Origin of the sequence: Aestuariivirga sp. (assembly GCF_044238155.1) — a bacterium.
Lineage (GTDB): Bacteria > Pseudomonadota > Alphaproteobacteria > Rhizobiales > Aestuariivirgaceae > Aestuariivirga.
The window spans coordinates 1-12,460 of sequence record NZ_JBIIDX010000109.1 but is presented as its reverse complement, the minus strand read 5'-3'; the positions used below and the strand labels follow the sequence as shown (position 1 = coordinate 12,460).

Annotated in this window: 13 protein-coding genes and 1 tRNA gene; 9 read left to right on the top strand and 5 right to left on the bottom strand. The window is 62.6% G+C overall.

Annotation, left to right across the window (positions count from 1 at the left end):
- Positions 1-384: 384 nt before the first annotated feature.
- Both ACILRN_RS11880 and ACILRN_RS11875 read right to left on the bottom strand, forming a co-directional pair.
- Positions 385-693: a rhodanese-like domain-containing protein gene (locus ACILRN_RS11880; RefSeq protein ID WP_395688552.1), complete on the bottom strand. Its 309-nt coding sequence runs from the start codon at positions 691-693 to the stop codon at positions 385-387.
- A 14-nt stretch (positions 694-707) separates the two neighbouring features.
- On the bottom strand, positions 708-1,022 hold the full coding sequence (locus ACILRN_RS11875; RefSeq protein ID WP_395688550.1) for an ArsR/SmtB family transcription factor: 315 nt from the start codon (positions 1,020-1,022) through the stop codon (positions 708-710).
- 78 nt (positions 1,023-1,100) lie between these two features.
- Between ACILRN_RS11875 and ACILRN_RS11870 the strand changes: the two genes are divergently transcribed.
- The 5 genes from ACILRN_RS11870 to ACILRN_RS11850 all read left to right on the top strand — a co-directional run bounded on the left by ACILRN_RS11870 (position 1,101) and on the right by ACILRN_RS11850 (position 6,488).
- Positions 1,101-1,970 carry an MBL fold metallo-hydrolase gene (locus tag ACILRN_RS11870; protein ID WP_395688548.1) on the top strand — a complete coding sequence of 290 codons (870 nt, stop codon included), beginning with the start codon at positions 1,101-1,103 and terminating at the stop codon, positions 1,968-1,970.
- A 68-nt stretch (positions 1,971-2,038) separates the two neighbouring features.
- Positions 2,039-2,920, top strand: coding sequence for a DMT family transporter (locus tag ACILRN_RS11865; RefSeq protein ID WP_395688547.1), 882 nt, complete (start codon positions 2,039-2,041; stop codon positions 2,918-2,920).
- 28 nt (positions 2,921-2,948) lie between these two features.
- Positions 2,949-3,653, top strand: coding sequence for a glutamine amidotransferase (locus ACILRN_RS11860; RefSeq protein WP_395688546.1), 705 nt, complete (start codon positions 2,949-2,951; stop codon positions 3,651-3,653).
- A 247-nt stretch (positions 3,654-3,900) separates the two neighbouring features.
- The gene (locus tag ACILRN_RS11855) at positions 3,901-4,914 is read left to right on the top strand and encodes a ligase-associated DNA damage response exonuclease (RefSeq protein ID WP_395688555.1); all 1,014 of its coding nucleotides are present in this window, start codon (positions 3,901-3,903) and stop codon (positions 4,912-4,914) included.
- Positions 4,911-6,488, top strand: a complete 1,578-nt coding sequence (locus ACILRN_RS11850; protein ID WP_395688544.1) for a cisplatin damage response ATP-dependent DNA ligase — start codon at positions 4,911-4,913, stop codon at positions 6,486-6,488. Before ACILRN_RS11855 ends, ACILRN_RS11850 begins: the two co-directional genes overlap by 4 nt.
- Before the next feature lie 28 nt (positions 6,489-6,516).
- Here ACILRN_RS11850 and ACILRN_RS11845 read toward each other — a convergent pair whose 3' ends face one another.
- Together ACILRN_RS11845 and ACILRN_RS11840 are read right to left on the bottom strand one after the other, a co-directional pair.
- Entirely contained in the window at positions 6,517-7,422 is a 906-nt protein-coding gene (locus ACILRN_RS11845) for an acetamidase/formamidase family protein (RefSeq protein WP_395688542.1), read from the bottom strand.
- The gene (locus ACILRN_RS11840; protein WP_395688540.1) at positions 7,419-8,303 is read right to left on the bottom strand and encodes a B12-binding domain-containing protein; all 885 of its coding nucleotides are present in this window, start codon (positions 8,301-8,303) and stop codon (positions 7,419-7,421) included. Before ACILRN_RS11840 ends, ACILRN_RS11845 begins: the two co-directional genes overlap by 4 nt.
- A 176-nt stretch (positions 8,304-8,479) precedes the next feature.
- Between ACILRN_RS11840 and ACILRN_RS11835 the strand changes: the two genes are divergently transcribed.
- Positions 8,480-10,357 carry a primary-amine oxidase gene (locus ACILRN_RS11835; RefSeq protein ID WP_395688539.1) on the top strand — a complete coding sequence of 626 codons (1,878 nt, stop codon included), beginning with the start codon at positions 8,480-8,482 and terminating at the stop codon, positions 10,355-10,357.
- A gap of 217 nt (positions 10,358-10,574) precedes the next feature.
- The gene (locus ACILRN_RS11830) at positions 10,575-11,531 is read left to right on the top strand and encodes a cyclase family protein (protein ID WP_395688537.1); all 957 of its coding nucleotides are present in this window, start codon (positions 10,575-10,577) and stop codon (positions 11,529-11,531) included.
- A gap of 229 nt (positions 11,532-11,760) precedes the next feature.
- On the opposite strand, the gene ACILRN_RS11825 is transcribed toward ACILRN_RS11830, so the two are convergent.
- Positions 11,761-11,836: transfer RNA gene (locus tag ACILRN_RS11825), tRNA-Ala, on the bottom strand.
- A gap of 119 nt (positions 11,837-11,955) precedes the next feature.
- Between ACILRN_RS11825 and ACILRN_RS11820 the strand changes: the two genes are divergently transcribed.
- Both ACILRN_RS11820 and ACILRN_RS11815 read left to right on the top strand, forming a co-directional pair.
- On the top strand, positions 11,956-12,249 hold the full coding sequence (locus ACILRN_RS11820; protein WP_395688554.1) for a YggT family protein: 294 nt from the start codon (positions 11,956-11,958) through the stop codon (positions 12,247-12,249).
- The coding region (locus ACILRN_RS11815; protein ID WP_395688535.1) for a DUF167 family protein at positions 12,246-12,460 on the top strand (215 nt) is incomplete at its 3' end. The genes ACILRN_RS11820 and ACILRN_RS11815, both read left to right, overlap by 4 nt.

Below are 12,460 nucleotides of genomic sequence, written 5' to 3'. Positions count from 1 at the left end.
ACCCACATTGCGATCCCCCTTGAGATGGCGGACCAGTCAATCTTCTGCCCGGATATTGATCGCGTCGGGAGGTGGACCTTCGGGTGGTCCGGGGAACCCATCCGGGCGATCGCAACGCCGGGGCTTTTCGTCTGCCCTGCGCCGTGCCCGTTAGCTACGTTTGAGAAGCGTAGCGTGGACCAGCCAAGCGGCGGCGCCGGCCGATCCGGCCGTCGCTTTCAGTTTCCGCGTGGTCGTTTTCCGGGTCATCCGGGTCCACTTGCCTTCTGTTTGCGCCGCAATAGGACAGTAACGCTGTCCTATTGGCTTATGCCAGATTGAGCCGCTCAGCGCAAGAAGGGAATCGGCGCACCTTGGGCCGCCGAGCAAAAAAGCTTGGTTACTCTAACCCCGCTTCACCGGAAAGCCGGCTGCTTTCCAGGCGTCGATTCCGCCATCGAGAATATAGGCATCGGCATCGGTACAGGCGGCGAGTGCTGCGGCGTTCATGCGGGTGCGGGCGCCAGACTTGCAGTGGAACACCACCGCGGGGGCGCCAGCCAGCGGCGTGCCGGCAATCAGCGAGAGCGGCGTGTTGCGTGCTCCCGGGATGTTTTCGTCCGCGTGTTCGTTGGCTTCGCGGATATCCACGAGGAGAGCGCCGCCATCAATCAGCCTTTTCGCTTCGATGGCATTTATATTTTTGATCTGCATTTGGTTTCTCCCGTTCAGCAATAGACGGTCTTGAGAGTGGAGAGGATCTGGCGCACCCGGCTGTCGGCGACGTGGTAGAAGATCTGTTGCGCTTCGCGCCGGGTGCCCACGATGTTTTCCTCGCGAAGCCGGGCAAGGTGCTGTGAAAGGGCGGACTGACTGAGCCCTACCTCCGCGGTCAGCGCCATAACGCTCATCTCGCCATGCTCGAGCAGCTTGCACAGGATCATGAGCCGCTTTTCATTGGCCAGTTCTTTCAGCATGGCGGCGGCGATAGAGGCCTTGGCCTCGAACCCCGCGAGCGATTCATCGATCATCACGCCCGGCATGACATCTCCATTTAAGGGTTGTTAATTTAGAATTAGCTAATATAATGTCAACAGAAATCGCGCCGAGGAGAAGTCCCCATGCCCCAGCCACTCATCCATGCGTTCTTCGATGAGCCCACGAACACCGTGAGCTATCTGGTGGCGGATCCTGCCACGCGGCAGGCTGCGGTCATCGATCCGGTGCTCGACTACGACCACAAGTCTGGCAAGGCGAATGTCGCCTCGGCTGACCAGATCCTCGCACGTGCTGCGGCGGAAGGCTTCACCATCACGCTGGTGCTCGAGACCCACGTTCACGCCGATCACCTGTCGGGTGCTCCCTACATCAAGCTCAAGACCGGTGCGAAAGTGGCCATCGGCGAGCGTATCCGGGAGGTCCAGAAGATCTTCCGGCCGGTGTTCAACGCCATGGACGTGTCCGGCGAGGGCTCCGAGTTCGACATCTTGTTCAAGGATGGCGACGGCTTCAGCATTGGCGAACTTAGGGGCGAGGTCATTGCCACGCCGGGCCACACGCCGGCCTGCGTGTCCTACAGGATTGGCGATGCCGTCTTTGTGGGCGATACGCTGTTCATGCCGGATTACGGCACGGCGCGCGCCGATTTTCCCGGAGGCGATGCGCGCACCCTTTACCGGTCCATCCGCAAGCTCATGGGCCTCCCGCGCGAGACGCGGCTGTTCATGTGCCATGACTATCTGCCCAAGGAGGGCCGCAAGCATTTTGCCTGGGAAACCACTGTGGGCGAGGAAATCGACCGCAACATCCATGTGCATGCTGGCGTGTCGGAGGACGAGTTCGTGAAGATGCGCACCACGCGGGATGCGACCCTCTCGGCGCCCACGCTGCTCATGCCGTCGATCCAGGTCAACATGCGGGCGGGCAAGCTGCCTCCGGCTGATTCCAACGGCGTTCATTACCTGCGCGTACCCATCACGCTGCCAGCCTGAGCAGGGCGTGATTGCCAAGCAAGTGCCTGCCAGCTAGGTAAGGTCAACTCGCTGGTCTTTTCGATTCGATGGCAATTTCCCAGAACCTCCGTGGCATAGGCGCCGTTCTCATCGCCACGGCATCCTTTGTCGCCAACGACACCTGCATGAAGCTCGCGATGTCGGATGCGCCGCCCTTTCAGGTTCTGGTCATGCGCGGCATGGCCGCCTGTCTGTGGTGCCTGCCGGTGATTTATGCCATGGGCCTGATCCGTGAACTGCCAAAGGCCTTCCACCCCTGGGTCACACTGCGCTCGGTCAGCGAGGTTTTTGCCATCCTCAGCTTCGTGATGGCGCTGAGCCAGATGCCGCTTGCGGACCTGACGGCCATCGGACAAATCGCCCCATTCCTCGTTCTGCTTGGCATGTGGCTGTTCTTTGGAGAGAAGGTCGGCGGCCTGCGGCTTTCGCTGGTGGGACTTGGCATCACCGGCGCCCTGCTGGTGGCACAGCCGGGAGGCAGTACCGCCTCGCCTTTCGCGGTCTTCGGTTTCTGCACGGCGGTCGGTGCTGCACTCCGGGACATTCTTTCGCGCAAGGTGCCGCCGCGCACTCCCGCGCTGATGGTTACCTTCTCGACGCTGCTCATCGTCATGCTGAGTGCTCTTGCCATGTCGCTGCTGTTCGAGGTTCCGGTGCAGCCAACCTGGCGGCATGGCTGGCTGATGCTGATCGCAGGCTTCTTTTTGATGTGCGGGCATTCCTTCGTGTTTATCGCCTACAGCAAGGCGCCCGCCCGGGTGGTGGCGCCGTTCAGCTATTCGGTAATGATCTGGGCAGTGCTGTCGGGTCTCGTGGTTTTCCAGCGGGCGCCCAATCTGCTGGCGCTCGGCGGCATGGCGCTCATCATGGCAGCTGGCCTTGCCGTGGTGCTGCTCGAAGGTCGGCGCGGCCGCGGGGTGGCACCATGACACCATGACACCATGACGCCATGACACCATGACGCGCGACGTCCTGATCATTCTTCACTCAGAGCGCTCAACGCCCGGGCGCCTTGGCCGCATGCTGGAGGAGAGGGGCTACCGCCTCGACATGCGCCGTCCCTGTCTTGGCGACGAGTTGCCGCGCTCCATGGCTGATCATGCCGCTGCGGTGATCTTCGGTGGTCCGATGAGTGCCAATGATCCTGATGACTGGATCCGGCGTGAGATCGACTGGATCGGCGTGCCTCTTACAGAGGCAAAGCCGTTTCTCGGGATATGTCTTGGCGCGCAGATGCTCTCGAAGCATCTGGGCGGCACGGTCGCGCCGCATGCCGGGGGGCTGGTCGAGATCGGCTATTATCCGCTGACTCCGACGCCGGAGGGTGAGGACCTCGGCCCGTGGCCCGAGCAGGTCTATCATTGGCACCGCGAGGGGTTGAGCCTGCCAGGTGGCAGCACGCGGCTGGCGAGCAGTCCGTTCTTCGAGACCCAGGCCTTCCGCTGCAGCGCCAATGCCTACGGCCTGCAGTTCCACCCGGAGGTCACCCGGCTCACCATGCACCGCTGGGGCGTGACGGGCGCCCATAGATTTGATCTTCCGAACGCGCAGGACTCGCGTGCCCATCTGGATGCCAATCTGCTGCATGATGCTGCCGTCAAGCTGTGGCTGGGGCAGTTCCTCACGCACTGGCTGAATTCATCGCCGGATGTGCCGGGCTGACACGCCGCTAACGCCTTCTTAAGTCTTTCAGCAAATTACGGAAACTCTTTGGAAACCCTGATCCGTCATAGTCGGGTCATGGCCAGCACACCCGGAGCGGGGGCAGCGCCAGGGCGACCCGGGATCATGTACTGCGTACCCGGTCTCCAGTTTTGCGGGGGGCTTTCGGGAAAGCCTCCCGCCAATTCTTTTTGGCCCGGATGCCCCGCTTGTGAAACCGCCCGCCGCGCACGACATTGGCCCTGGCATGACATCCTTCTCTAGCTTCCAGAGCTGGCTTCGACCTGACCAGAACGGTCTCTATTGTGAGCCGGGAGGGTTCTACGTCGATCCCTTGCGGCCGGTAGACCGCGCGGTCATCACCCACGGTCACTCCGACCACGCCCGGCCGGGCCATGCCGCCGTTCTGGCCACCGTCGATACGCTGGCAATCATGCGGTTGCGGTTGGGTTCGGGCTGTTTCGGCCAGGGACAGGCTCTCAGCTATAATGAGGCGTTGCGGCTGGGCGATGTGTCGATCCGTCTCGTCCCCGCCGGGCATATCCTGGGGTCGGCCCAGGTCGTCATCGAGCATCGTGGCCAGCGCGCTGTGATTTCCGGCGACTACAAGCGCCGAGCCGATCCCACCTGCGCGCCTTTCGAACCCGTCTCGTGCGACCTGTTCGTGACCGAAGCCACATTCGGCCTTCCCGTCTATCGCCATGAGCCCGACCAGGGCGAGGTGGCGAAGCTGTTCACCTCGCTGGCCGATTTTCCCGGTCGCACCCATCAGATCGGAGTCTACGGACTTGGCAAGTGCCAGCGCCTCATCGCGCTGCTGCGTCAGCAGGGTTATGACCGTCCCGTCTATCTTCATGGCGCGCTGCGTGCCGTGACCGACTATTACGTCTCGCGCGGTATCGATCTGGGGCCTGCCCCCGCCGTTGCCGATGCACCGGGCAAGCTCGCGGGCGAGATCGTGCTGTCGCCGCCTTCGGCACTGGGCGACCGCTGGTCAAGGCGTTTTTCCGATCCGCTTGCCGGTTTCGCATCGGGCTGGATGCGGATCCGGGGACGGGTGCGCCAGCGCGGTGTCGAACTGCCGCTCATCATTTCCGATCATGCCGACTGGCCCGAACTGCTGGCTACTGTTGGTGACACCGGAGCAGGCGAGGTCTGGGTCACCCATGGGCGTGAGGATGCACTGGTGCATGAACTCGCAAAGAGAGGCATCGCGGCGCGTGCCCTCCGCCTCGTGGGGCGTGAGGATGATGCCGAATGAAAGCCTTCGCCGCGCTGCTCGACCGCCTGACCTATACGCCCGCGCGCAGCGCCAAGCTGATGCTGATGCAGAACTACTTCCGTAGCACGCCCGATCCCGACCGCGGCTTTGCGCTTGCCGCGCTCACGGATGGGCTTGACCTCGGCTTCCCCTTGCGCCGGGTGCTGGCGGGCATAGGTGACAGCCGCTTCGATCCCGAACTCTTCCGGCTGTCGCGCTCTGATGTTGGCGACACGGCGGAAACGGTGGCGCTTATCTGGCCGGAGGCGGCCGCGCCGGGTGAGGCGCCGGCGCTGTCCGACATTATCGCGGCCATCACCGCCGCCACTCCGGGCCAGTATCCTGTGCTGCTCACCTCGTGGCTCGACCGGCTGGATGCCGCGGGCCGCTGGGCTCTCCTCAAGTTCCTTGGCGGTGCGCCGCGGGTTGGCGTGTCTGCGCGGCTTGCCAAGCAGGCGGTGGCGGATGCCTTCGACAGCAGCATCGATGACATCGAGGAGATCTGGCACGGACTGCAGCCTCCCTACGCCGAACTCTTCGCATGGCTGGAGGGCAGGGCGGAGCGGCCCTCGCTGGCCTCAGGCCCGGTGTTCCGGCCGCTCATGCTCGCCCATCCGCTGGAGCCAGCGGATTGGGAGGCTCTGAGGCTTGATGACGTCGCTGTCGAATGGAAGTGGGATGGCATCCGCGTTCAGGCGGCTGGCAGGGCGGGCAGCGTGCGGTTGTTCTCGCGCAGCGGCGAGGATATCAGCCCCAGCTTTCCGGACCTTGTCCAGGGCTTCAGCTTCAATGCCGTGCTGGATGGAGAATTGCTGGTCATGCGCGATGGCGAGATCCAGCCATTCGGGCAGTTGCAGCAGCGGCTCAATCGCAAGAGCGTGAGCCGCACCACGATGCTGCAATATCCGGCGCATCTTCGACTCTATGACGTGCTTGAGATCGACGGCGAGGATCTGCGCGCGCTTGGTTTTGCCGAGCGGCGTGCGCGGCTTGAGGCCTGGCATGGCGCCAATGCGCCGCAAGGTACAGATCTTTCAGAGCTTCTGACCTTTGCCAGCAAGGGTGAGCTTGAGGCGGCCTGGGCCACCACGCGCCCCGCCGCCATCGAAGGCCTGATGCTGAAGCGCAAGGCCAGCCCCTATCTCGCCGGACGGCCCAGGGGTCACTGGTTCAAGTGGAAGCGCGCCGCCCTCACCGCCGATTGCGTTCTGCTCTATGCCCAGAAGGGCGCCGGCAAGCGGGCCTCATTCTATTCGGACTATACTTTTGGGGCCTGGGGCGAGAAGGATGGCGTTCCCACGCTGATCCCGGTCGGGAAAGCCTATTCCGGCTTCACGGACCGCGAGCTCGCCGAACTTGACCGGTTCATTCGCGCCAACACGCTGGAGCGCTATGGCCCGGTGCGCGCGGTGGCGCCGAAACTCGTTCTCGAAGTGGCCTTTGACGCCATCCAGCCCTCGGCGCGGCACAAGTCTGGAATTGCCATGCGCTTTCCGCGTATCGCGCGTATCCGCTGGGACAAGCCCGCTGCAGAGGCAGACCGGCTCGAAATGCTGAAGGCACTGATCGGCTGACAACGACTGCACGTGCGGCAGCGCCCGTTCAGGGCAGTGCTGACCTCGGCATGCGGCAGGCTACCGAGTAGGCCGGGTTGAACACGTTGGCCACATCATAGCGCACCAGCTGTCCCATGACATGGCTTGCGGCCACTGCATCAAGTCCGTGCTCGGTGGTGATCCAGTCGAGCATCTCGGTGGTGGCATGCTGCAGTGCCTGGTCCAGGGGCCGGGCATTACCGATGGTGAAGATCTCCTCCGCGGTCCGGCCGCGCGGCCAGCCGATCTTGCGACCCTTGATCACCTCGATGCTGAAATTCACTTCTGCCGCTGTCTCGATTCCGGTTCCGACGATCTCGCCATCACCCTGCTGGGCGTGCACGTCACCGAGGAAAAACAGCCCGCCGGGCACGGCCACAGGAAACATCGCCTCGGTTCCGGCGCGAAAGCCGCGATAGTCCATGTTGCCGCCATGGCGGCCGCTGGTCGCAGTTGAAATCGCCTGACCGAGATCGGGCGCAACCCCAAAGCAGCCAATCATTGCTTCGATGGGCACAGACCATTCGGCCAGTGCGACTGGCGGCTCGGCGAGCCGTGCCCGGTTGTTCGCCGCGTCGATCAGCCAGCTCGTCTTGCGCCGTTCGGGCAGGCGCGGCACTGCCTGCGGGTCCAACACGGTGGGGCTCAGCACGTCATAGGTCCAGCCGGTGGTGCTGGTCATGCGGATTTCACCGATCCTCACCAGCAGGCAATCACCGGGCTCGGCTCCTGCAATGAAGACCGGCCCGCTCATCGGGTTTGGCCGCATGCCGCGCTGTCGGCCTGTCGCATCGAAACCATGGGCGTCGATCGTTTCTGCCACCACTGTGTCGCCGCTTGCAATGGTGAGGACGGGTCGATGACTGCCGATGGTATTCCAGAATAGCTCGGGTCGGAGGTGGTGCAGGGTCATGTCGAGCCGGATGCGAGGCTCTTGGCCAGCAACGTCTTGGCGAGGATCACTGTGGCTGGGCCATTGATCGCGGTGCCGTCGGCGCCCAGTTTCTCTACCCACTGCGGATCACGGGCAATCGCCGAGCCGCCCACCATGATGCCAACAGTTCGGTTGACCGACGCCTGCCGCACGCGTGTGATCGAGCTTGCAAGCTGACCGAGATGAATGTCGGAATTGACCGAGAAACCTACCACCCCAAACCATTCCTGCGCCACGATTTCGGCGGCTTCGTCCATGTGCTGCGTGGTGCAGGTCCAGACATGCCAGCCTGCGGCACGCAGGAATTTCTGCACGATCGAACTACCAAGGCTATGCTGCTCGCCCGGCGCGCAGGCCAGCAACACACGACGCTTGTCATCGTAGGACGCGATCTGGCCAAGGCCTTCAAAGGCATGTACCAGCCGCTGCAGCCGGGATACGCCCAGCGTCACGTCCACGAAGTCGATCCGGTCCTTTTCCCAAAGTTCGCCCAGATATCTGGCTGTTGGTTCGAGCAGTTCGGTGTGCAGGTCATCAAGCGAAATGCCGCCATCGCGCAGTTTCAGGAGGAAGCCGGCGGCCTCCTCGTGGCGGGGCCCCAGCAACAAGCTGGCGAGTTCCTCGATCTCCGAACTGCGGGGCGGGCCACTGGGCGCGGCCGCCTGGGCGTGCAGGGCCTGCAGGCGGGACAGAACGTGCTCGGCAACAATGCCGCTCAGCTTCTCGTAGCGAAGGTCCGGTTGGTCGACTTCAAGGGTGAGAGGCGGCAGGAATCCGTCCTCTGGTTGGGAACCGACGGACGGCTCCCAGCTGAACTTGTCGCGGCTAACGCCGCCGGATCGCTCCCGGTCGTCCGCCATCCCCCCATCCATGCTGTGTGCCAGTCGTTCGCTGCTGGCCAATTTTCACACTGTCAATGATACGTGACACATTCTGGCGGCGCAATCCGCCATTTTGCGGTGCGGCGACGTGTGACAGCACTTATGGCGGTCAGCCGGACCGTGCTAGACCCGTGGTGTGCTAGGAGTAATGCCGCATGACCCGCCACCCGCTCGACCCGCTCACCCAGGATGAAATCGCCCGCGCCCGCGATATCGTGCGGCGCGATGGCGGGCTGAGTGCGGCTGCCTGGTTCGAGACCATCGCCCTTCAGGAGCCGGACCGGGCTGCGCTGGCAGAAGGTCGGGCTCGCCGCGAGGCTTTCATCTGCTGCTATGATCCAGCGACCGGCAGCACATGGGATGGCGTTGCCGATCTCGAATCCGGCAGTCTCCGCCGCTGGGCGGAAGCGTCAGGCATGCATGCCCGCATCGTGGCCGATGAATTCGCAGCGGGCGGCGAGGCGGCCAAGAAGGATCCGCGCTTCATCGCGGCCTGTGCGCGGCGCGGCATCACCGACATGGACAGCGTTCTCGTCGAGGCCTGGGCAGCAGGCTATTTCGGTATTGCGGAGGAGGAAGGCCAGCGCATCGCCTATGGCCATTGCTGGGTGCGCAACGCCTCGGGCGACAATCCCTATGCGCGGCCCATCGCCAATCTCCATCCGGTGATCGACCTGCGCCACATGGAGGTGATCCGCGTCGATGACTTTGGCGTCGTACCGCTGCCCCCCGACAGTGCCGACATTATCCAGACCGTCACGCGGGCCGACCTCAAGCCGCTCGAGATCATCCAATCCGAAGGTCCGAGTTTCACCGTTGATGGCCATGAGGTGCGTTGGCAGAACTGGCGCATGCGGGTTGGCTTCCATGTGCGTGATGGACTCATTCTGCATGACATCGGCTATGAGGATCGGGGCCGGGTCCGCCCCATCATGCACCGTGCGTCCATGGCCGAGATGGTGGTGCCCTATGGCGACCCGACGGGCGGCAACTACCGCCGCAATGCCTTCGATACCGGTGAATATGGCGTAGGCCAGTTTCTCGACTCGCTCACGCTCGGCTGCGACTGCCTTGGCCTCATCCACTATTTCGATGCCTGGGGCCATGACTGGCAGGGCAAGCCGAAGCTCATCAAGAACGCCATCTGCATGCATGAGGAGGACTTCGGCACGCTGTGGAAGTTCACCAACTGGCTCACCGGCCAGGTGACGGTGAAGCGCTCGCGCCGGCTGGTGATTTCCTCCGTCGCCACCATCGGAAATTATGTCTATGGCTTCTTCTGGTATTTCTATCAGGATGGCAACATCGGGGTGGAGGTGAAGGCCACCGGCATACCCTTCGCGTCGGCGCTGCCAGTTGGCAAAGCGTCTGCCTATGGCGCGCTGATGGCGCCGGGCATCGAGGCGCATGTGCACCAGCATGTGTTCTGCTACCGTTTCGACATGGCGGTGGATGGCCCCCGCAACAGCGTCAAGGAAGTGAATTTTTCCGCCCCGCCCATGGGCGCGGCCAATCCGCATGGCAACGCCATCCGGATCGACGAGACGCTGCTCGCTTCCGAGCTTGCAGCCTGCCGCGACATCGATCTCGCAGCCCAGCGCTACTGGAAAGTGGTAAACCCGAATATCGTCAATGATCTGGGCGAGCATCCCGGCTACAAACTGGTGCCGGGTGTCAACGCCTTGCCCTATCAGCATCCGGACTCGCACGTGGGGCGCCGCGCGGGCTTCATGTATCATCACTTCTGGGCCACGCAGTTTTCCGCGGAAGAACTTTATCCGGCCGGCACCTATCCCAATCAGCACATGGGCGGCGATGGCCTGCCCCGCTGGATCCGGCAGGACCGCTCCCTGGTCAACAAGGATGTGGTGGTCTGGTATGTGATGAACTACCACCATCTGCCGCGCCCCGAGGACTGGCCGGTGCAACCCTGCGTCTACGCCAATTTCCACTGGATGCCGGTGGGCTTCTTCACCGCCAACCCGGCGCTCGACGTGCCCTCGCCCAAGTCGAAATCGAGTTGCTGCTGCTGAAAGCGAGGCAGACATCCCGCTTATGTCGGGCGCGCTCCATCGCATATTGTCTTGCACTCGCCAGTACGCGTGGCAGCGATTTTGGCTGCGCTCTGGTGAGTTCGCAGCCCCGCAAGCCCTTGGGTGTGCCCATGGGTGATGGATGTGTCAGGTCGTTTGCCAAACGAGGCGGCCTCGCTGCAAGATCGTCAAAACCTCAATGTTCAAGGGATCGACAATGCGCCTGAACCTGCCGTTCCATTTTGCTCTTGGTGTCTTGATTCTCGGACTTACCGTTGGCGCATCGAGCCTGGGTCCGGTCGCTTTGGCTGGAGAGCCCGGTCTTTGGAAAATCTACAATGACAGCCTGAAATCGGCGAAATATGTGGATCTCACCCATACAATTCTGCCCGACGTTCCGGTCTGGGTCGGTTTTGGTGGCGCCATTTTCGCGCCTGCGTCGGCAGGGGCCGACATGGAAGGCTATGCCACCAAAGGAGAGACCTTCACCTACGCCAAGCATGGCTTTGAGGCGAACAGCTATGTCCTGCGCACCGACCAGCTGGGAACACAGCTTGATCCACCTGCCCACTGGGCACCGGAATACCCTGCCATCGACGAACTTCCGGCAACCTATGCCATCCGTCCGCTTGTGGTGATCTCAATCGAGGATCAGGTGAAGAAAGACTATGGCTATGCCTTGCAGGTCTCCGACATTGCGGCCTTTGAGGCGCGGCATGGCAGGATTCCGGCGGGATCGGTCGTGTTTGTCCGTTCCGGATGGTCCAAAGACTGGCACATGCCGGGTCTTGCAAAGCGAAATCCATTTCCCGGCGTCAGTCTGAATGCGCTGAAGTTCCTCCACTTGGAACGTCATATTCTTTTTCATGGTCACGAACCGCTCGACACGGATGCCACACCCACACTGGAGGGGGAGGCGTGGCTGATGCATAATGGCTACGCGCAGGCCGAGGGCGTCACGAACCTGGACAAGGTTCCTCCGGTTGGTGCGCTGGTGGTCATTGGTTATCCGAAGTTTGGCGGCGGTTTGGGTGGCTATGCGCGCTACATTGCCATCTGCCCGCCGAGCTGGCCGCATGGTGTCTCAATCGGAGAGGTCGCCGAGGCTCCTCTGCCGAAATCGGACAAGCCCTTGCGGTTTGACGCCGGGCGCGGGATGCGGATCCGGGACTAGAGCAAGATCCAATCAGGTCTGATCCTGCTCGATATGAGCGCTTTCAACAGGTTGTCCATCCCGTCCGGATCGGGGAAGCTGTGGTTGTGATACTGCAGTCCCTTCGAGGAAGACTGGATGAACATTCACAAGAATGCCCGATTGATGCCGATTGGGATGCGAGATGCGGAGCAGCCGTCGGTCGGGCTTCAGACAACAATATCAGCGCAAGCAATTTGCAGGATAGCGATGGTGGAGCGAAGGGGGATCGAACCCCTGACCTCGGCATTGCGAACGCCGCGCTCTCCCAACTGAGCTACCGCCCCGGTCCACAGGTGGGGCTTCTAGTCCCTGCCCGGGTGAGCGTCAAGCTTGCCTGCCGGGCTCAGCGCGCCTACATCCCGGTTTGCGAACAATCGAAAGGCCGCCTGTCATGATGATGTCGATGAACCCGTTGCTCTGGCTGATCCTGACTGTCATCAACATCTATTTCTGGATCATTCTGGCCAGCGTCGTGCTGAGCTGGCTGGTGGCCTTCAACATCGTCAATCGTTCCAACAGCTACGTTCGCCAGATTGGCATCGCGCTGGAGCGCCTGACCGAGCCACTGCTGAAGCCCATCCGCCGCTTCCTGCCGGACCTGGGTGGCATCGACATTTCACCCATCATCCTGCTCATTGCCATGCAGTTCTTCGGCATGGTGGTGACCTGGCTGTTCGTCAATCTCGGCTGGGCGTGACATCGCCGCTGCGGCCAGGCCGCGGCGGGCTGCTGCTGGCCGTCCGGGTGACGCCGAAATCCTCCCGTGATGCAGTGTCGGGTTTCCATCAGGCGGCCGATGGCACCATGTGTCTGGCCGTAAGGGTGACGGCGGCGCCGGACAAGGGCCGCGCCAACAAGGCCGTTATCGGGCTGCTGGCCGGGGCCTCCGGCCTTCCAAAATCTGCCTT

Bases quoted from the DNA above. Each gene is read 5' to 3' on its own strand.
- ACILRN_RS11845 (WP_395688542.1), bottom strand. From the start codon at position 7,422: ATGACCCTGCACCACCTCCGACCCGAGCTATTCTGGAATACCATCGGC.
- ACILRN_RS11875 (WP_395688550.1), bottom strand. From the start codon at position 1,022: ATGCCGGGCGTGATGATCGATGAATCGCTCGCGGGGTTCGAGGCCAAG.
- ACILRN_RS11820 (WP_395688554.1), top strand. From the start codon at position 11,956: ATGAACCCGTTGCTCTGGCTGATCCTGACTGTCATCAACATCTATTTC.
- ACILRN_RS11865 (WP_395688547.1), top strand. From the start codon at position 2,039: ATGGCAATTTCCCAGAACCTCCGTGGCATAGGCGCCGTTCTCATCGCC.
- ACILRN_RS11835 (WP_395688539.1), top strand. From the start codon at position 8,480: ATGACCCGCCACCCGCTCGACCCGCTCACCCAGGATGAAATCGCCCGC.
- ACILRN_RS11840 (WP_395688540.1), bottom strand. From the start codon at position 8,303: ATGGCGGACGACCGGGAGCGATCCGGCGGCGTTAGCCGCGACAAGTTC.
- ACILRN_RS11850 (WP_395688544.1), top strand. From the start codon at position 4,911: ATGAAAGCCTTCGCCGCGCTGCTCGACCGCCTGACCTATACGCCCGCG.
- ACILRN_RS11870 (WP_395688548.1), top strand. From the start codon at position 1,101: ATGCCCCAGCCACTCATCCATGCGTTCTTCGATGAGCCCACGAACACC.
- ACILRN_RS11830 (WP_395688537.1), top strand. From the start codon at position 10,575: ATGCGCCTGAACCTGCCGTTCCATTTTGCTCTTGGTGTCTTGATTCTC.
- ACILRN_RS11855 (WP_395688555.1), top strand. From the start codon at position 3,901: ATGACATCCTTCTCTAGCTTCCAGAGCTGGCTTCGACCTGACCAGAAC.
- ACILRN_RS11860 (WP_395688546.1), top strand. From the start codon at position 2,949: ATGACGCGCGACGTCCTGATCATTCTTCACTCAGAGCGCTCAACGCCC.
- ACILRN_RS11880 (WP_395688552.1), bottom strand. From the start codon at position 693: ATGCAGATCAAAAATATAAATGCCATCGAAGCGAAAAGGCTGATTGAT.